We start from the raw sequence: 18,837 nt of genomic DNA, 5'->3' as shown, positions 1-18,837 counted from the left end.
GTTAAAGAGCAGTGCGAACAGTGCGTTAGCGTCCTGTCGCGAGGTGGCGTATATTACGCTTTCCTCCTTCAGAGTCAACCTCTTTTTTCAGAAGTTTTTCTCCGGCGGCTCAGTCTCCTGAACCTTCAACCCGTTTCCCGTTGCCGGTGTGCCGTGTCGATGGAGGCGCATTATAGGGAGTTCGCGCGGCCTGACAAGCGTTTATTGCGAAAAGATTACTGTTCGAAGTAATTTTCACCAAATCGCGCTATTTCGCTACGATTTGCCTGGTAACTGTGCAAATTCATGGGCAAAACGGCTCACCTGTTGCCAGTCCGTGTATTCCACTTCTTTCGTTGCATCGGTTTCACCACCGGTCATACGCATAATCAGCTGAATCATCACGCGGTCAAACCAGCGATAGCGGGGATAATAGAGCGCCCCTGCGAATACGGCACAGCAGTCAGGCTGCCATGGAGACTGCAATAAGAACTTCCGGGTATAGGCATTCGTTTCAGGAGTACGCTTCTCAGGTTTGCGTGCCGTGAGGTTTACCGAAAAGAAACCGCTGGTACGCTGCTGCAGCGCAGGGAGATGTTGCTTAACGAAGGTCTCGACGACCGGCTGAAAATGGCCATAGCGGATCGAGGCGCCAATCAGTACGCGATCATACTGTGTCCAGTCAGGCACAGCGGCATCCTGGATGTTCAGCACATCACACGGCTGCTGCTGCCGGATGGTCTCCGCAAGAGCGGAAGCAATCTTCTGCGTTTGCCCGTCGCGGGTGGAATAGAGAATCAGCGCTTTCATGTCAGCATCCTTATTAATTATTCACGCCAGAAAGTAGGCGTAAACAGCACCAGCAAGGTGAAAACCTCGAGACGCCCGAACAACATGGTAGAGATAAGTATCCATTTCGCCACATCATTCATAGACGTGAAGTTGTCTGCCACGACGCCTAAGCCCGGCCCGAGGTTATTCAGCGTCGCGGCAACGGCAGCAAAAGCGGAGAAGTCATCGACGCCCGTGGCGATGATCGCCAGCATGCTCACCAGGAACACCAGCGCATAGGCCGAGAAGAATCCCCAGACGGCTTCCAGGATACGCTCCGGCAGCGCACGATTGCCCAGCTTAATGGTGTACACCGCATTCGGGTGAACCAGACGCTTAAGCTCGCGGTTACCCTGTTTGCATAACAGCAGAATGCGGATCACCTTCAGGCCACCCCCGGTCGAACCGGCACAGCCACCAATGAAAGCTGAGCACAACAGCAGAACCGGCAGGAACAGCGGCCAGCGAGCGATACTGTCGGTCGTGAAACCCGCCGTCGTCGCCATGGATACCACCTGGAAAAAGGCCTGGTTCAGGGTCTGCCAGCCGCTGGCATAGACATTGTGGAACCAGAGCACCACCGTACAGATCAGAACCAGCGTCAGCTGAACGCCGATAAACATGCGGAACTCCGGGTCCCGCCAGTACACGCGCAGGTTACGTCCGCTTAGCATGGAAAAGTGCAGGCCGTAGTTACAGCCGGAGATCAGCAGGAAGACCGCCACGATAGTATTGATGGTGCTGCTGTTAAAGTAGCCGATGCTGGCATCATGAGTTGAGAAGCCGCCAATGGCGATGGTCGAAAAGCTGTGGCCGATAGCATCGAACGCCGGCATGCCCGCCAGCCAGAGTGCCAGCGCACAGGCTACGGTCAGCAGAACATAGATCAGCCAGAGTGTCTTGGCCGTCTCGGCGATGCGCGGGCGCATTTTATTGTCTTTCAGGGGTCCCGGCATTTCAGCGCGATAGAGCTGCATGCCCCCGACGCCCAGAATCGGCAGGATGGCTACCGCTAACACGATGATCCCCATCCCGCCCAGCCACTGCAGCATCTGCCGGTAGAAGAGGATGGCCTTAGGCAGTGAGTCCAGCCCCACCAGCGTAGTGGCTCCGGTGGTTGTCAGGCCCGAGAAAGATTCAAAGAACGCATCCGTGACGGAAAGATGCGGCTGCTCCGCAAAGATAAAGGGCATGGCCCCTACGCTGCCCAGCACTGTCCAGAACAGGACGACGATCAGAAACCCTTCGCGGGGTTTGAGTTCGGTTTTCTTTTTACGGTTCGGCCACCACAGCAGCGAGCCGATCACCAGCGCCATCATAAATGTCTGGCTGAACGCCCGTCCCGCGCCATCGCGATAAATTAATGCGACGAGGCCGGGCAGAATCATTGTCACTGAAAAAAGAATTACCAGCAGACCGACGATGCGGGTAATGGCGCGAAAGTGCATTCAGCCGTTCCTTTAAATAAGAGAGATGAACATCATGGTGTGAGCGGGATCAGCGACAACGCGCCCCGGCTAAAGTCTGACAGATTTTTTTTGAAGCTATCGATCTGTCCGTAAGGCAACGCCAGCGTCAGCGCAATACGATCCTGATAGTGGCTGTCGGTCACCTTACCTTCAAAACGCTGCACCAGCCGTTCGATATCGCTGTGCTGTGCATAGTCGCATTGCAGCGTGAAAACCATCATCGGTACTTTGCGCTGTCGCGGTAACTGCTTCAGTCCCTGCTGGACGCCACCGCCATACGCCTTCACCAGGCCACCGGTGCCCAGCATGATGCCGCCGTAATAGCGCACTACCACAGCGGTCACCTCGCCAATACCGGCACCCATCAGCTGCGCCAGCATCGGTTTCCCGGCGGTGCCCGACGGCTCACCATCATCCGAAAAACCGAGCTGCTGAGAGTCATCCGGCGCGCCCGCCACCCAGGCCCAGCAGTGATGCCGGGCAGCAGGATGCTCGCTTTTCACCTGCTGGACAAAGGCGCGCGCGGCCTCTGTCCCCTCGGTGTGCGCCAGCAGCGTAATAAAGCGACTCTTTTTGATGGTTTCCTCACTGATGCTCACGGCCAGCGCGGGAATATCAAAAGCGTCCATCAGGCCAGATGCAGATCGCGGGTCATGTTTTCAACGCGGTTTGGATGGATCACCACGTTATCTTCGATGCGAATGCCGCCATAAGGCCGAAGCGCATCAATCGCCTGCCAGTTAAAGTGCTGACTGAAACGGCCCTGACGCAGCGGCGCCAGTAACGAGTCGATAATATAGAAGCCCGGCTCGATGGTTAAGACCATGCCGGGTTGCAGCACGCGGGTGCAGCGAAGGTAAGGATACTGCGCAGGCGCGGCGAGATGGGTGCCCTGCTCATCCTGCATAAACCCGGCAACGTCATGCACCTGCAAGCCCAGCGGATGCCCCAGACCGTGTGGCATAAATGGCCCGGTCAGATCTTCAGCCACCAGCGCCTCTTCGCTGATTCCCTGCACCAGCTCAAACTTCAGCAACATCTTCGCAATACGCTGGTGCATCTGAAGATGATAATCGGTGTAGCGCACCCCCGGCTTCAGCGTGGCGATTAAAGCCAGCTCTTCGGCGTTCATCGCCTCCACCATTCTGGCATAGAGCGAGCTGCTCTGCGCCGCATAGCTGCGGGTCAGATCGGCGGCGTAGCCCAGATATTCGGCGCCCGCATCAATCAGGAAGCTGTGACGTTTCGCCGGTGGCTGATGATCCAGGCGGGTGTAGTGCAGCACCGCCGCGTGTTCATTCAGCGCAATGATATTGCCGTAAGGCACATCGGTATCGCGATGGCCGGTCGCGGTCAGGTAAGCCTGATTGATGTCAAATTCGCTCAGGCCCGCAGAGAACGCCTCTTTGGCCGCGCGATGCCCCGCAACCGCCAGCTTCTGCGCCTGGCGCAGACAGGCCAGTTCATAGTCAGTTTTAATGCTGCGATGGTAGTGCAGAAAGTCGATGACCGCTTTAGGGTTGATGTTGTCTGAGGAGATTCCGAGCTGCGCCGCGCGCGCATTAACCGGCCCGATATAGGCGACATTATCACGCTGTGCAGGGAGCAGCTGCGCAATCTCATCGGCGTTTTTCAGGCCGATAACCTCGACATCTCCGGTCCAGAAACTGTCCGGCAGCGGTTCAACGTTATGCCAGTAATCCACCGGAGAGTAGAACCACAGTTTCGGTTTGTTCACGCCATCGATCCAGAGCCAGCAGTTAGGCACCTGCGTGACCGGCACCCAGGCTTTGAACTGCGGATTCACCTTAAACGGATAGGTGTGGTCATCCAGAAACACCGTCAGCAACTCACCGGAATGGATCAGCATCGCATCCAGTTTATTGCGTGCCAGCACCTGCTGCGCCCGTTGCTGCAACGTGGCGATGTGCGCGTGATACAAGGTCTTCAGTGAATCCATAGCCGTCTCTCCCGTGTCGCGAAATGGCCGCAGTTTAGCATACCCCTTGCTCAGATGCCGAAGCCGGCGTGGCTGTGATCTTGTTAGCAAATAAGCAAAGAGCGGTTTGCAAAAAATTAACATCACTCCCACACTCACGATCATCTGGTATGACCAGATCACCTTTCGCGGTTTCAGGAGACGCACATGCTCTACCAAGGCGCTAACCTTACCCTTCACTGGCTGGACGATGGCATCGCCGAGCTGGTTTTTGATGCCACAGGCTCAGTCAACAAGCTCGATACGCAAACGGTCGCCAGTCTGGGCGAGGCCATTGCGGTCCTGGAACAGCAGCCAGCACTGCGCGGCCTGCTGCTGAGCTCCGCTAAACCCGCCTTTATCGTGGGCGCGGATATTACCGAGTTCCTTTCCCTGTTTGATGCTCCCACCGAAAAGCTGAGCCAGTGGCTGAGTTACGCCAACAGCATCTTCAACCGTCTGGAAGATTTGCCCGTGCCCACCCTGGCAGCCATTGATGGTTATGCGCTGGGTGGCGGATGTGAGTGCGTCTTGGCGACCGACATGCGCATCGCCACTGCGGATGCCCGCATCGGCCTGCCGGAAACCAGACTCGGCATCATGCCAGGCTTTGGCGGCAGCGTAAGGTTGCCCCGCCTGCTGGGAGCCGACAGCGCGCTGGAAATTATTGCCGCCGGTAAAGATGTGGATGGCAATGCCGCGCTGAAACTGGGCCTGGTCGATGCGGTGGTTGCCCGTGACAAACTGCGCGAAGCGGGCATCACCATGCTCAGAGCGGCCGCCGAAGAGGGCAGCTGGCAGGCGCGCCGTGCGCCTAAACTGGCCCCGTTGAAGCTCAGCCCGATTGAGGCGGCGATGAGTTTTACCATTGCGAAGGGCATGGTGATGCAGACCGCAGGAAAACATTACCCCGCTCCGCTGATGGCGGTAAAAACCATTGAGGCCGCGGCCAGTCTCGGTCGTGATGATGCGCTGAAGCTTGAAACGGCTGCATTTGTGCCGCTGGCGCAGTCTGACGAAGCGCGCGCTCTGGTCGGCATCTTCCTCAACGATCAGTACGTTAAAGGGCTGGCAAAAAAACGCGCCAGCGAAAGCGGCGCACCTGCTCAGGCGGCAGTGCTGGGCGCAGGGATCATGGGCGGTGGCATCAGCTACCAGTCTGCCTGGAAAGGCGTGCCGGTCAGAATGAAAGATATCAATCCACAGGCGCTGACGCTGGGGATGAATGAAGCCAGCAAGCTGCTTAACATCCAGCTGGCGCGCGGAAAAATTGACGGCAACAGGCTGGCCAGCGTCATCGCCACCATCCAGCCCACGCTGGATTACGCCGGTTTTGAACTGGCCGACGTGGTGGTGGAAGCGGTGGTCGAGAATCCGCAGATCAAGGCTAAAGTGCTGGCTGAAACAGAGCGGCATCTGCGTGACGATGCCGTTCTGGCCTCGAATACCTCGACCATTCCTATCAGCCAGCTGGCGCAGGCGTTGCAGCGCCCGGAAAACTTCTGTGGCATGCACTTCTTTAACCCGGTGCCGCGTATGCCGCTGGTCGAAGTGATCCGGGGCGAGAAAACCAGTGAAGCGACCCTTGGCAAAGTGGTGGCCTGGGCCAGCAAAATGGGCAAAACCCCTATCGTGGTCAACGACTGCCCCGGCTTCTTTGTTAACCGGGTGCTGTTCCCCTACTTCGCCGCTTTCAGCCTGCTCCTGCGCGATGGCGCAGATTTCCGCCAGATAGATAAGGTCATGGAAAAACAGTTTGGCTGGCCGATGGGGCCGTCATGGCTGCTGGATGTCGTGGGCATCGATACGGCGCACCATGCGCAAAGCGTGATGGCTGACGGGTTCCCGGACCGCATGAAGCATGACTATCGCGACGCAATCGATCTGCTGTTTGAGGCTGGTCGCTTTGGCCAGAAAAATGGCAAAGGCTTCTGGCGCTGGGAAGAAGATAAAAAGGGCAAGCCAAAAAAAGTGGCCGATGCCGATGTCGATACGCTGCTGCAACAGGCCTGTCAGCCCGCGCGAATCTTCAGCGATGAAGAGATTCTGAACCGCATGATGCTGCCGATGCTGAACGAAGTGGTGCGCTGCCTGGAAGAGAAGATTATCGCCTCACCGGCTGAAGCCGATATGGCGCTGGTGTATGGCCTCGGCTTCCCGCCTTTCCGTGGCGGGGCTTTCCGCTATCTCGATACTCTGGGCAACAGCAACGTGGTGGATCAGGCCCGGCGTTATAGCGGCCTCGGTGGCCTGTATGCCCTGCCTGCACTGCTGCTGCAGAAAGCCCATCAGCATGAAAGCTGGTATCCCGCCGCCAAACCGATTGATGAAGCCGCGCTGAAAAGCGCCTGAGGGCAAGAAGATGGAAAATGTGGTGATTATTGATGCCGTGCGCACGCCAATGGGCCGGTCAAAAGGCGGCGCCTTCCGTCATGTGCGCGCCGAAGATCTCTCTGCGCATCTGATGCGTGAACTGCTGAGCCGCAACCCGACGGTGAACCCGGCAGAGCTGGATGACATTCTCTGGGGCTGCGTGCAGCAGACGCTTGAGCAGGGATTTAATATCGCACGTAACGCTGCCCTGCTGGCCGAAATTCCCCACACGGTGCCAGCCAGCACCGTCAACCGGCTGTGTGGCTCTTCCATGCAGGCGCTGCACGATGCCGCCCGCGCCATTATGGTCGGTGATGCCCGGAGCTGTCTGATCGGTGGCGTGGAGCATATGGGGCATGTGCCGATGAACCACGGCGTCGACTTTCATCCCGGGCTTAGCCGGACGGTTGCCAAAGCCGCAGGGATGATGGGCCTGACGGCAGAAATGCTGGCGCGGATGCATCATATCAGCCGTGAGCAGCAGGATGCGTTTGCCCTGCGTTCGCACCAGCGGGCCTGGCAGGCCACCCGGCGCGGCGATTTTGCGACAGAGATTGTCGCCACCTATGGTCATGACAGCGACGGCATCCTCAAACGTTATGATTTCGATGAAGTGATCCGTGAAGAGACCAGCGCCGAAGGCCTGGCGGCGCTGAAACCGGCTTTCGATCCGGTGAATGGCACCGTGACGGCGGGCTCTTCGTCAGCGTTGTCAGATGGCGCAGCCGCCATGCTGGTGATGAGCGAATCACGCGCCCGCGAGCTGGGACTGATGCCGCGCGCCCGCATCCGCAGCATGGCCGTGGTGGGCTGCGATCCTTCAATCATGGGCTATGGGCCGGTTCCGGCCAGTAAGCTGGCGTTAAAACGGGCGGGACTGAGCGTCAGCGATATCGACGTCTTTGAGCTGAACGAAGCCTTTGCTGCGCAGACACTGCCGTGCATCAAAGATTTAGGGTTGCTGGAGCAGCTGGATGAAAAGGTCAATCTGAATGGCGGCGCGATTGCGTTAGGCCATCCGCTGGGCTGTTCCGGCGCGCGTATCAGTACCACGCTGCTGAACATTATGGAACGACGCGATGCCAGCCTGGGTCTTGCCACCATGTGTATCGGGCTGGGCCAGGGGATCGCAACCGTATTCGAGCGTCTGTAATACGTTGCGTTTTTTTTGTCAGATTTACCCGCCGTTACCGGCGGGTTTTTTCTGTCTGCTGCCGGCGATCAGATAAAGGCAAACGCATCGCCATACATCTGTGACTCGACTGCGCCACGCTCGGCACAGAAACGGTCGCGGGCAATCTTCGCCATCTCAAAGCGCCCGGCGATATAGATCTCATGTTCGCTCAGCGTGCTGAAATCCTGCATCACCGCGGTCAGTACCGTACCGGAACGTCCCTGCCAGCCCGCTTCAGGCTGTTCAACAACCGGGATCACTTTCAGGTTCGGGTGCTTCACCGCCAGCGCATTCAGCTCGTCCAGATCGTACAGATGCTTAAGCTCACGTCCGCCCCAGTAAATGGCGATATCGCGCTCCGGCTGTTCCGCCAGTGCGGTGAGCAGAATCGAACGGGCGTAGGAGAAGCCGGTGCCGCCTGCAATCAGGATCAGTGGCTTACTGCTCTCTTCGCGCAGCCAGGCGTCACCGTGCGGCATATCGACGGTGATCTGGCGATCGTTGCGGATCCGATCCATCACCGCCATCGCATAGAGGTTGAGATCGGACGCGCCGATATGCAGCTCAATAATATCTTTTTCCATCGGCGTTGAGGCCAGTGAGAACGGACGCTTATCACGCTCATCCATCACGACCATCAGATACTGCCCCGCGCGAAAACTGAATTCCGCTTCAGGGATCAGGCGAACGCGATAGACCGTGTCGGTAATCGCCTCAACCGAAGTTACTTTACAGCTTAACGTTGTCATGCGTTCCCTCTGTCGGGTCGTCTTTATGGTTGTGCTCGCCATCAACGCTGTGGCGGCTGATCAAGAATACCTAGCTCATCCCAGATAGCATCAATGCGCGCCGTGACCGCAGGATCTTTAACAATGGGCGTACCCCATTCACGCTGCGTTTCACCCGGCCACTTATTGGTTGCATCAAGCCCCATCTTCGACCCCAGCCCGGAAACCGGCGAGGCGAAATCGAGATAGTCGATAGGGGTATTTTCGACTAATACCGTATCACGGGCCGGATCCATTCGCGTGGTGATCGCCCAGATCACGTCATTCCAGTCGCGCGCATTAACATCATCGTCACACACAATAACAAATTTGGTGTACATGAACTGCCGCAAAAATGACCAGACGCCAAACATGACACGTTTGGCATGCCCTGCGTACTGCTTTTTAATCGTCACAACCGCCAGCCGGTAGGAGCAACCTTCAGGCGGCAGGTAGAAGTCCACGATCTCCGGGAACTGCTTAATCAGAATCGGTACCAGAACTTCATTCAGCGCCACGCCCAGTACGGCGGGTTCATCCGGCGGACGCCCGGTATAGGTGGAGTGATAGATCGGCTGACGACGCTGCGTGATATGCGTCACGGTAAATACCGGGAAGCTATCCACTTCATTGTAGTAGCCGGTGTGGTCGCCGTAGGGGCCTTCTGGCGCCATATCGCCCGCTTCGATATACCCTTCCAGCACGATTTCCGCACTGGCCGGCACTTCGAGATCGTTCGACAGGCACTTCACCACTTCCGTTTTGTTGCCGCGCAGCAGACCGGCAAACGCATATTCTGACAGCGTGTCAGGCACCGGTGTCACCGCGCCGAGGATGGTGGCAGGATCGGCGCCCAGCGCGACCGAAACCGGAAAACGTTCACCCGGATGCGCTTTCGTCCACTCCTGAAAATCAAGCGCGCCGCCACGGTGCGACAGCCAGCGCATGATCAGCCGATTTTTACCGATCACCTGCTGACGGTAAATACCGAGATTCTGGCGCTCTTTGTGGGGGCCACGCGTGACGGTCAGCCCCCAGGTAATCAGCGGTGCGGCATCGCCTGGCCAGCACTTCATGACCGGAATACGCGTCAGATCGACCTCATCACCGCTGAACACCTCTTCCTGACAGGGCGCATTACGCAGCCGTTTGGTCGGCATGTTCAGCACCTGCTTAAACTGCGGCATTTTATCGAACAGGTCGCGGAAGCCTTTTGGCGGCTCAGGCTCTTTCAGGAAGGCCAGCAGCTTACCCACTTCACGCAGGGCGCTCACCTCCTCCTGCCCCATGCCCATGGCCACGCGCTTAGGCGTGCCGAACAGGTTGCACAGCACCGGCATATCGTACCCTTTCGGGTTTTCAAACAGCAGGGCGGGGCCACCGGCACGCAGCGTGCGATCGGCAATCTCCGTCATTTCCAGTTCGGGATCGATGGACTGGGTAATGCGCTTTAGCTCACCGCGCTGTTCAAGCAGCGCGAGGAAGTCTCTCAAATCGTGGTATTTCATGCGGCTTTAACATTCCGGCCAGAGTGAATCGGCCATTATAGGTCTGATTACGCGGAGTTGCTGAGGTTTATACCGCAGCCTCATACGCACTGAAAGGGAACCAGCGGCTGCAGTGCGCGGGTATCGTGCATTCCCTGAATCGGGTCACCGTGACGAAACAGCTTAAAGTCCTCGTTTCGCACGCTGTGATAGCGCAGCTGGTTGTCATGCAGGTGCAGAAAACTGCCTTCACGCAGGGCAATCACCGACTCCGTCGGATTGACCGCGCAGAACTCCGCCAGACGCTCATCGCGGGTTTCGCCCATATGGCCGCTGACGCTGGCATCAAGATAGTGGGGATTGATCTGCACCGGAAAGAGTCCCAGCGCGGGCAGCACCACACTGCTGCGCACCGGCATATCGTTGGTGGTGCGGATGGAGGGCGTCGCCACATTGCAGCCCGCGCTCCAGCCGAGATAAGGCACCTGTCGCTCACGTACTGCACGCTGGATCGGGACGATGAGATCCTGCTCATGCAGCATCTGGTTCAGAAACCAGGTGTTGCCGCCGCTGACCAGAATCAGTTCTGCCTGTGCAATCGCCTCAGCCGGTGAGGCAAAGGATTGAACCAGCCTGACCGGGATGCCCAGAGACGCCGTGAGTTCGGCGGCGCGCTGCTGCTGATCGCCCCGGATTATCGCGTAGGGGATCAGGACCGCCGAGTGGATAGCGCGTCGGGCGATCATCGCGTGCAGCTGCGGCTGCGCATAACCCAGCAGCGGCGCATCGTCCGCCAGCCTGCCATTGCTCAACAGAAAGAGTTCCATCAGACGTTCCTTTTGCAGGGTGAAGGTTATCGAGTCTGATACAGAGCCCTGGTGCACGTCAATTTCCCGTTACCGTTTCTGCCCGCCTCCGGCCTGCTAAGAAAAGTCTCAATTTATTTTCTCTGCGGGCCGCTTTACCCTGCCCCTGCGCTATAACTCTGGCAACAGGTTTGCTATTCTTAGCGTCCATTCAATGGGAGCCGTTATGGAAGCCTGGTACTTACTCTATTGCAAACGTGGACAGCTATTGCGCGCGAAGGAGCATCTCGAGCGGCAGGAGGTGCATTGCCTCAGCCCGATGATCGCTCTGGAAAAGATCGTGCGCGGTAAACGCACCACGGTGAGTGAGCCGCTGTTCCCTAACTACCTGTTTATCGAATTCGATCCTGAAGAGATTCACACCACCACCATCAGCAGCACCCGCGGTGTCAGTCACTTTGTCCGCTTCGGCTCCACCCCGGCAACCGTGCCGTCGGCGGTCATTGAAGCGCTGGAAACCGACGTCCCGCAAATCCTGCTCGATCCTGAAACGCCACAGAGCGGCGATGAGGTGGTCATCACCGAAGGAACGTTTGAAGGGCTGCGCGCCATTTTTGCCGAGCCGGATGGTGAAACACGCTCGATCCTGTTGCTGAATCTCCTCAACAAGCAGGTGATGCGCAGCGTCGATAACAAGCAGTTCCGCAAGCTTTAAGCCAGTCTGAACAGCGTCCGCGCATTATGATCGATGCGGGCCGCCAGTGCCTCCGCACTCTCACCTCGCCATGTCGCCACCTGATTGACAATATGCGGTAAAAAGCAGGGTTCGTTGCGGCGCGAAGGCGGACGCGGACGCATGTCGCGCGGCAACAGGTAGGGCGCATCCGTTTCGAGCAGCAGGCGTTCGGCCGGGATCAGCGGCAGCAGCTCGCGCAGTTCCAGACCCCGACGCTCATCGCAGACCCAGCCCGTAATGCCCACAGATAACCCCATTTCCAGACAGGCTTCCAGTTCGTCGCGCGTGCCGGTAAAGCAGTGGATCACCGCACCCGGCAGTTTTGGCAGCCAGGGGGCAAGCACCGCAGCGAAACGCGCATGGGCTTCACGGCAGTGCAGGAACACCGGCATATTGAGTTCTGCGGCCAGCGCCAGCTGTGCGTCAAATGCATACTCCTGCTGCTCATGGGCTGAGAGGTTGCGATTAAAATCGAGTCCGCACTCACCAATGGCGACCACTTCCGGTTTTTCCGCCAGCCGGCGCAGGGTGCTGGCGATCTCCAGCGACCATTCGCTGGCATGATGAGGGTGAACGCCCGCGGTAGACCAGCAAAAGCCGGGCTGGCCTTCAGCCAGTCGCTGAGCCTGCTGGCTCTCCAGCGCGTTGGTGCCGGTAATAAGCATGCCGGTGACGCCCGCATCACGCGCGCGTTTAACCACCTTTTGCCGGTCGGAGGCGAATTGCGTGCTGGTCAGGTTTACACCGATATCAAACATAATTTTTCCCACAGTTTGTAAAAAAAAACCGCCCGGAGGGGCGGTCTGGATGGCTCGCTTCCCGCCTGTGCGGGTCATACGGTCAGCGTCAGGCGTCGGTATGTTTATCCTCATCCTGTGACCAGCGGCCTTTACCCACATAGTAACGGGAAAAGAATACGCCGACTTCAAACAGGCAGTACATCGGAATAGCGAGCAAAGTTTGGGAAAAAACGTCCGGAGGTGTGAGCAGCATCCCGACTACGAAAGCGCCCACCAGAATATAGGGACGTTTCTTTTTCAGATCTTCCGGGCTGGTGATACCGGTCCAGCAGAGCAACACGATCGCCACCGGCACCTCAAACGCCACCCCAAAGGCCATGAAGAGAGTCATGACGAAATCGAGGTATTTGGCGATATCCGTTGCGACCGTCACGCCGATGGGCGCGGTCTTGGTGAAAAAGCCAAATGCCAGCGGGAAAACGACGAAGTAAGCAAAGGCCACACCGAAGTAGAACAGGAAGGTGCTGGAAAAGAGCAGCGGCATCACCAGCCTGCGCTCATGCCGGTAGAGCGCCGGGGCGACAAATGCCCAGACCTGATAGAGGATCACCGGCACCGCGAGAAACACTGACACGATGATGGTCAGCTTTATCGGGGTAAAGAACGGCGAGGCGACATCGGTTGCAATCATGCTGGAGCCCACCGGCATCTGACTGATCAGCGGTGATGCGACCAGCTGGTAGATGTCGTTGGCGAAATAGACCAGTACCAGGAAAATGACCAGTACGGCGATGATGCAGTTCAGTAATCGCTTACGCAGCTCAATCAGATGGCTGATGAGCGGTTGGGTATCTTCAACGGCCATTATCGTTCATCACCTGCAGAAGAGGAGGTCGCGGAAGGACGCGCAGACTCTGATGACCTGGCGGATTCGCCAGCGGGTGCCTGTGCCGGTGCGCTGGCCACAGCAGCAGGTGCAGCAGAGGATGGCGCAGCCGGAGCGGATGGCGCAGCAGAGGGTCGCTGTGCGGCCGCGGCCGGTGCGGGTTGCACCGCGGCATCGGCACCCGCTACCGCAGACGGTGCCTGTGCCGGTGCGCTGGCCTGATGCTCTGCTGAGGCTGGCGTCGCGGCGGTTTCCGTCGCAGCAGGCTCAGGGGCATACCGGTGCTGTGCTGAGTGGATGGTGTTCGCTTCGTCTTCCTCTTTTTCAATGTCGATGCTCTGACTGACCGAGCGCTTCATTGAATCTGCCGTTTTACGCAGCTCTTCCATCGACTCCTTCAGCTCAGGGGAGAGGGTGCCACGGCCCGCCTCTTCCACCTTTTTCAGGCTCTCCTGCAACTCCTGCAGTTTGAGCTCCTGCGCCAGTTCATGTTGTACATTGGCTGCCAGCGAACGAATCGCCCTGATCCAGCCGACCACGGTTTTCACCGCAACCGGTAATCGTTGCGGGCCGAGTACAATCAGCCCGATAACGAACACCAATACCAGTTCACTAAAACCAATATCGAACACGGTTTACACCTGCTTGTCGTTCTTGGCTTCTTCTTTGTTAGCCGAAGTTTGCTGTTTGTCCGCCAGCGTTTTGGCAGCGAAGTCAGCGTCCTGCTCTTTCGGTTGATCCTTTTTGTCGTCCTCATCACTCATGGCCTTTTTGAAGCCACGAATCGAAGAACCTAAATCCGAACCCAGATTACGTAATTTATTGGTACCGAACAGAAGTACAACAATCACGGCAATGATTAACAGTTGCCAGATACTGATACCGCCCATGAGATAGCCTCTAATATTCTGTGAAAACGATAAGGTAATGCAGGACAGAGTGCCCTTTTTAGCCGGGCTTTAGCCAGCGACATTACCTTTTTTTAAACAGACGTGACAATCAGTTTGTCTTACGCCAGCCGATTAGCCACGAAACGATTCCTGCTGCCATCAGAACCGCCGGAAAGAGATCCCAGTCCGGTCGGGTGAGCAGAACTGCCGTTCCGCTTAGCAGCAGCGTGGCACCGACGCCAAACAGATAACGCGCCTGATGATGACGGACGCGCTGCGCATTGAGATCGCCCACTAATTTATCGACGCTGTGCCGTAAAAGCTTGTGCTGGCGCATGCTGTCGTAAAAGAGTTCTGGCAGCTCCGGGAGCTTTTCAGCCCAGAACGGCGCTTTCTCTTTGACCGCACGGATAATGGCAGGGATACCCACCTGATCCTTGATCCACTCTTCCAGGAAGGGTTTGGCCGTTTTCCACAGGTCGAGCTGTGGGTAGAGCTGACGGCCAATGCCTTCCACATAAAGCAGCGTTTTTTGCAGCAGCACCAGCTGCGGCTGCACTTCCATATTAAAGCGACGCGCGGTGTTGAACAGGTTCAGCAGCACATGCCCGAACGAGATCTCAGCCAGCGGCTTTTCAAAAATCGGCTCACACACCGTGCGAATCGCAAACTCGAAATCTTCGACGTTGGTATCGGGCGGTACCCAGCCGGAATCAACGTGCAGCTCGGCAACCTTGCGATAGTCACGGTTGAAGAACGCGATAAAGTTTTCCGCCAGATAACGCTTATCTTCTTTGTTCAGCGACCCCACGATGCCGCAGTCGATACCGATATATTGCGGATCTTCCGGGTGTTCATAGCTGACAAAAATATTGCCCGGATGCATATCTGCGTGGAAGAAGCTGTCGCGGAAGACTTGGGTAAAGAAGACCTGGACACCCCGTTCGGCCAGCAGCTTCATGTTCACGCCGTGGCGCTCAAGCGTCGCAACGTCGGAAATCGGGATGCCGTAAATGCGCTCCATCACCATCATGGTTTCGCTGCAATAGTCGGAATAGACTTCCGGTACATAGAGCATACGGCTCTCTTCAAAATTGCGGCGTAACTGAATGGCGTTGGCGGCTTCGCGTAACAGGTTCAGCTCATCAAGCAGGGTTTTCTCATAATCGCGCACCACTTCGACCGGACGCAGACGACGGCCATCCGGCAGCAGACGCGGAACCCAGCGCGCCAGGCGATAGATCAGCTTCATATCCGCTTTGATCACCGGCAAAATGTCGGGGCGGATCACTTTGATCACCACTTTTTTGCCGTTAGATTTCAGCGTGGCGGTGTGAACCTGCGCAATCGACGCAGACGCCAGCGGCTTAATGTCAAAATCATCAAACCAGGTCTCGATGGGGGCACCCATCGAGGCTTCAATCTGTGCTTTCGCTTTGACGCCATCAAAGGGCGCCACACGGTCCTGCAGGATCGCCAGCTGATCGGCGATCAGCGGCGGGAAAAGATCCCGGCGCGTTGACAGCATCTGACCAAACTTGATCCAGACCGGCCCCAGCTGCTCCATCGCCATACGCATACGCGCACCGGTCGGTTCATGCTGGTGCAGATTGGGGATCCAGAAAATTGAGCGACGCCACAGGCGGAACAGGAAAGTGAGACGTGTCTGCGGGATCAGTTCATCAAGGCCATAGGTCAGAAACACCTTCATGATCAGATATAAGCGGCGGATCTCTCCTAAACTCATTTTGCCTCCAGCTGCGCCAGACGCGCATCAAGCGCCTCAAGCGAACGTTCCATCGCGTCGACCTCCTCAGAAAACCAGGCCAGTTCCAGTGAGCCAGGCGCAACACGCCACTCTTCGGTCATGGCCTGTCCGAGATATCCCTGACGACGCGCTGCTTCACCTTTGAAAAAGCGGAAAGCCTGCTGTGCCCGCTGACTGATGCCCTGCGCGGCGATGTCGCCCACCCAGGGAGCCAGATATTCCGCCGGATCCAGCTCAGCCAGATCCATCAGCGCCGAGAACTGCTGCACCACCTGCAGATCGCCCTCTACCTGCAGTTCACCGCTGCGAATCAGCGGCGTCAGCTGCTGGCGATCGCGCAGCTTTGGCAGACTTTTCAGCGAGGTGATCACCGTGCAGTCGCTGCGGTCCTGCCAGTCAGCTAACACGTCCAGCTGCTGTTCACTGAACACCAGCACCAGGGGAGACGAGAACTCATTCAGGCGCAGTGTCAGGACTTTGCCATTCAGACGTTGCCGCGCCGGCTTAAGGCCGCGATCGCGGTACAGAATACGGTTCAGTGCCGTCTCCATGCCCGCCGTAATCAAAGGAGTCAGGTTCATCACCATCTCACTCAGAACTTAAATCCACGATGCAGCGCCACGATGCCGCCAGTCATGTTGGAGTAAGTGGTATTTTCAAAGCCGACATCGTTCATCATCGCCTTCAGGGTCTCCTGATCGGGATGCATACGGATCGATTCGGCGAGATAGCGGTAGCTCTCAGCATCCTGCGCCACCAGCTGGCCGATACGCGGCAGAATGTGGAACGAATAGGCGTCATACGCTTTGCTCAGCGGGTCCAGCACCGGCTTAGAGAACTCCAGCACCAGCAGGCGTCCGCCCGGCTTAAGCACCCGGAACATGGAGGCCAGCGCCTTCTCTTTTTCCGTGACGTTGCGCAGACCAAAGGAGATGGTGATGCAGTCGAAGTAGTTATCAGGGAAAGGCAGAGCTTCTGCGTTGGCCTGCACGTAACTCACGTTGCCCACCACACCCTGATTGCGCAGCTTTTCGCGGCCCATCTTCAGCATGGAACTGTTGATATCCGCCAGTACCACCTGACCGGTGTCACCCACCAGACGAGAGAATTTTGCCGTCAGATCGCCGGTGCCTCCCGCCAGATCCAACACACGCTGACCGCGGCGAACACCGCTGCTGTCGATGGTAAAGCGCTTCCAGATACGATGGACGCCAAAGGACATCAAATCGTTCATCAGGTCATATTTTGCCGCTACGGAGTGAAACACATCCGCGACTTTGTCAGCTTTTTCGCTTTTGGCGACCGTCTGAAAGCCAAAATGGGTGGTTTCCTGCTGTGATTCATCTGCCATCGGTTTTACCTGCTCCACAAACAATACTTTCCGAAGTGTATCAGAGTCACGGAAGTCAGGCACGCTGCGCCCATACTATTCGTGGAGGCGTCTCACACGCCTGTCACTGTCATCCGCATCCTCATCATCCCTGTCGTCATCTGCCATCCGCTTTTCCGGCATAGCCCGTTCGGCCAGCTGAGGATTGATCGGCCGTTTGATTTCAACGCCCAGCGCACGGAAGCCTTCCGTCTGCGCAATCAGGTTACCGCGCCCCTCTGCCAGCTTTTTCATCGCCTCGCGATAGCTGTTTTGCGCTTTGTCCAGACTGTGACCAATACCGCTCATGTCATCCACAAACAGCCGCATCTTGTCATAGAGGCGTGCGGCCCGATCGGCAATACGCTGTGCATTGCGGCTCTGGTGCTCATAGCGCCACAGATTATTGATGGTCCGTAACGCCACCAGCAGCGTGGTGGGGCTGACCAGCATGATATTCTGCTGCAGCGCCTCGCTAATCAGCTCAGGCTGGCGGTCGATCGCCAGTAAAAAGGCCGGTTCAACCGGAATGAACATCAACACATAATCCAGCGAGCGTAAACCGGGCAATTGTTGATAATCTTTTCGCCCCAGCAGGCGGATATGAGCCCGCATGGCGCTGACATGCTCCTGAATCGCCTGTTCACGTTCGATCTCATCATCCGCATTGAAGTAGCGCTCATAGGCCACCAGCGTCATCTTGGCGTCCACCACCACATCTTTGCCCTGCGGCAGCCGCACAATCACATCCGGCTGCATCCTGCCCTGCTGTTCAGACTGAATGCTGACCTGCGTTTCATATTCATAGCCTTCACGCAGCCCGGAGGCTTCCAGCACCCGACTCAGGACCACTTCCCCCCAGTTACCCTGAATTTTATTGTCGCCCTTCAGGGCTTTGGTCAGGTTGAGCGCCTCCTGCGCCATCTGCGCATTCAGCTGCTGAAGCTGACGGATTTCGTGGGTCAGGGTGTGACGTTCACGCGCCTCTGCACCAAAGCTTTCATGCACCTGACGACGAAAGCCATCCAGCTGTTCACGTAACGGGCCAATCAGGCTATCCAGGCTTTGACGGTTCTGCTCATCGACGCGACGGCCGCTGTTTTCGAAAATGCGGTTGGCGAGGTTTTCAAACTGGGCGCTGAGACGCTGCTCGCTGTTGGTCAGCAGGCGCTGCTTCTCCTCGGCGGCAAAACGGGTCTCTTCCAGACGGATGGTCACTTCACGCAGCTCCGCTTCCTGCGCGCTATTGACCTCCAGCTGATTGCGCAGCTCGCGATTGAGCTGCTCGCTTTCATTGCGCCAGTAGTCGAGCTGCTGCAGCCGCTCCGTGGCTCCGCTCAGGGCACCGTGCAGCTGACGCAGCTCCTGTTCCCGCTCGCGGATCTGCTGCTGAAGCTGTTCAGTCTGCTGCTGCTGACGCTGCTGCGCCTCCTGCTGCAGACGGCGCTCAGTCTGGAAACTGGCGGCCTGGTGCCCGGCACGAAGCTGTGCCAGCATCCAGCCGATTCCGACCCCGGCAAGCGCCAGACAGATGCTGATGATGATGTGCTGATCCATGATTTCCCCGCGACTTACACTGCTGAG

At 57.4% G+C, this 18,837-nt stretch carries 18 protein-coding genes; 3 read left to right on the top strand and 15 right to left on the bottom strand.

Features of this window, described 5'->3' with window-relative positions; all coding sequences use genetic code 11:
- Nucleotides 1-255: 255 nt before the first annotated feature.
- The 4 genes from hemG to pepQ are packed head-to-tail and all read right to left on the bottom strand — an operon-like array spanning nucleotide 256 to nucleotide 4,239.
- Nucleotides 256-789, bottom strand: coding sequence for a menaquinone-dependent protoporphyrinogen IX dehydrogenase (hemG, locus tag AC1V0D_RS19730; protein WP_111208467.1), 534 nt, complete (start codon nucleotides 787-789; stop codon nucleotides 256-258).
- 17 nt (nucleotides 790-806) lie between these two features.
- Nucleotides 807-2,258 carry a Trk system potassium transporter TrkH gene (gene trkH / locus AC1V0D_RS19725; RefSeq protein WP_009088529.1) on the bottom strand — a complete coding sequence of 484 codons (1,452 nt, stop codon included), beginning with the start codon at nucleotides 2,256-2,258 and terminating at the stop codon, nucleotides 807-809.
- 32 nt (nucleotides 2,259-2,290) lie between these two features.
- Nucleotides 2,291-2,908, bottom strand: a complete 618-nt coding sequence (locus AC1V0D_RS19720; protein ID WP_482907913.1) for an IMPACT family protein — start codon at nucleotides 2,906-2,908, stop codon at nucleotides 2,291-2,293.
- Complete coding sequence (gene pepQ / locus AC1V0D_RS19715) at nucleotides 2,908-4,239, bottom strand: Xaa-Pro dipeptidase (protein WP_167432008.1); 1,332 nt, start codon at nucleotides 4,237-4,239, stop codon at nucleotides 2,908-2,910. Before pepQ ends, AC1V0D_RS19720 begins: the two co-directional genes overlap by 1 nt.
- A gap of 186 nt (nucleotides 4,240-4,425) precedes the next feature.
- On the opposite strand from pepQ, the gene fadB reads away from it, so the two are divergent.
- Entirely contained in the window at nucleotides 4,426-6,609 is a 2,184-nt protein-coding gene (gene fadB, locus AC1V0D_RS19710) for a fatty acid oxidation complex subunit alpha FadB (RefSeq protein ID WP_482907912.1), read from the top strand.
- A 10-nt stretch (nucleotides 6,610-6,619) separates the two neighbouring features.
- Nucleotides 6,620-7,783 carry an acetyl-CoA C-acyltransferase FadA gene (fadA, locus tag AC1V0D_RS19705; RefSeq protein WP_140029662.1) on the top strand — a complete coding sequence of 388 codons (1,164 nt, stop codon included), beginning with the start codon at nucleotides 6,620-6,622 and terminating at the stop codon, nucleotides 7,781-7,783.
- Between the two features lie 68 nt (nucleotides 7,784-7,851).
- Here fadA and fre read toward each other — a convergent pair whose 3' ends face one another.
- From fre to pepE, 3 genes are all read right to left on the bottom strand, one after another.
- Nucleotides 7,852-8,553, bottom strand: a complete 702-nt coding sequence (fre, locus tag AC1V0D_RS19700; protein WP_009088519.1) for an NAD(P)H-flavin reductase — start codon at nucleotides 8,551-8,553, stop codon at nucleotides 7,852-7,854.
- Between the two features lie 41 nt (nucleotides 8,554-8,594).
- Nucleotides 8,595-10,079: a 4-hydroxy-3-polyprenylbenzoate decarboxylase gene (gene ubiD / locus AC1V0D_RS19695; protein ID WP_009088516.1), complete on the bottom strand. Its 1,485-nt coding sequence runs from the start codon at nucleotides 10,077-10,079 to the stop codon at nucleotides 8,595-8,597.
- A gap of 80 nt (nucleotides 10,080-10,159) precedes the next feature.
- The gene (gene pepE / locus AC1V0D_RS19690; RefSeq protein ID WP_482907911.1) at nucleotides 10,160-10,885 is read right to left on the bottom strand and encodes a dipeptidase PepE; all 726 of its coding nucleotides are present in this window, start codon (nucleotides 10,883-10,885) and stop codon (nucleotides 10,160-10,162) included.
- A 205-nt stretch (nucleotides 10,886-11,090) separates the two neighbouring features.
- On the opposite strand from pepE, the gene rfaH reads away from it, so the two are divergent.
- Entirely contained in the window at nucleotides 11,091-11,579 is a 489-nt protein-coding gene (gene rfaH, locus AC1V0D_RS19685) for a transcription/translation regulatory transformer protein RfaH (protein ID WP_009088512.1), read from the top strand.
- On the opposite strand, the gene tatD is transcribed toward rfaH, so the two are convergent.
- The 8 genes from tatD to rmuC form a co-directional block, all read right to left on the bottom strand.
- Complete coding sequence (tatD, locus tag AC1V0D_RS19680) at nucleotides 11,576-12,358, bottom strand: 3'-5' ssDNA/RNA exonuclease TatD (protein WP_140029661.1); 783 nt, start codon at nucleotides 12,356-12,358, stop codon at nucleotides 11,576-11,578. The two genes, rfaH and tatD, sit on opposite strands and share 4 nt — an antisense overlap.
- Nucleotides 12,359-12,446: 88 nt before the next feature.
- Nucleotides 12,447-13,205 (bottom strand): Sec-independent protein translocase subunit TatC, encoded by a 759-nt coding sequence (gene tatC, locus AC1V0D_RS19675; protein WP_009088508.1) that lies wholly within the window; start codon nucleotides 13,203-13,205, stop codon nucleotides 12,447-12,449.
- Complete coding sequence (gene tatB, locus AC1V0D_RS19670; protein ID WP_482907910.1) at nucleotides 13,205-13,858, bottom strand: Sec-independent protein translocase protein TatB; 654 nt, start codon at nucleotides 13,856-13,858, stop codon at nucleotides 13,205-13,207. Before tatB ends, tatC begins: the two co-directional genes overlap by 1 nt.
- Before the next feature lie 3 nt (nucleotides 13,859-13,861).
- The gene (tatA, locus tag AC1V0D_RS19665; protein WP_009088506.1) at nucleotides 13,862-14,116 is read right to left on the bottom strand and encodes a Sec-independent protein translocase subunit TatA; all 255 of its coding nucleotides are present in this window, start codon (nucleotides 14,114-14,116) and stop codon (nucleotides 13,862-13,864) included.
- 109 nt (nucleotides 14,117-14,225) lie between these two features.
- Nucleotides 14,226-15,863, bottom strand: a complete 1,638-nt coding sequence (gene ubiB / locus AC1V0D_RS19660) for a ubiquinone biosynthesis regulatory protein kinase UbiB (RefSeq protein ID WP_009088503.1) — start codon at nucleotides 15,861-15,863, stop codon at nucleotides 14,226-14,228.
- Nucleotides 15,860-16,465, bottom strand: a complete 606-nt coding sequence (gene ubiJ, locus AC1V0D_RS19655) for a ubiquinone biosynthesis protein UbiJ (RefSeq protein WP_046100983.1) — start codon at nucleotides 16,463-16,465, stop codon at nucleotides 15,860-15,862. Before ubiJ ends, ubiB begins: the two co-directional genes overlap by 4 nt.
- An 11-nt stretch (nucleotides 16,466-16,476) precedes the next feature.
- Nucleotides 16,477-17,235, bottom strand: a complete 759-nt coding sequence (gene ubiE / locus AC1V0D_RS19650) for a bifunctional demethylmenaquinone methyltransferase/2-methoxy-6-polyprenyl-1,4-benzoquinol methylase UbiE (protein WP_009088499.1) — start codon at nucleotides 17,233-17,235, stop codon at nucleotides 16,477-16,479.
- A 75-nt stretch (nucleotides 17,236-17,310) separates the two neighbouring features.
- Nucleotides 17,311-18,810: a DNA recombination protein RmuC gene (gene rmuC, locus AC1V0D_RS19645; protein ID WP_140029660.1), complete on the bottom strand. Its 1,500-nt coding sequence runs from the start codon at nucleotides 18,808-18,810 to the stop codon at nucleotides 17,311-17,313.
- Nucleotides 18,811-18,837 lie beyond the last annotated feature (27 nt).

It is taken from the genome of Pantoea sp. PA1 (assembly GCF_056856975.1).
This window is presented reverse-complemented; position numbering and strand designations above follow the sequence as displayed.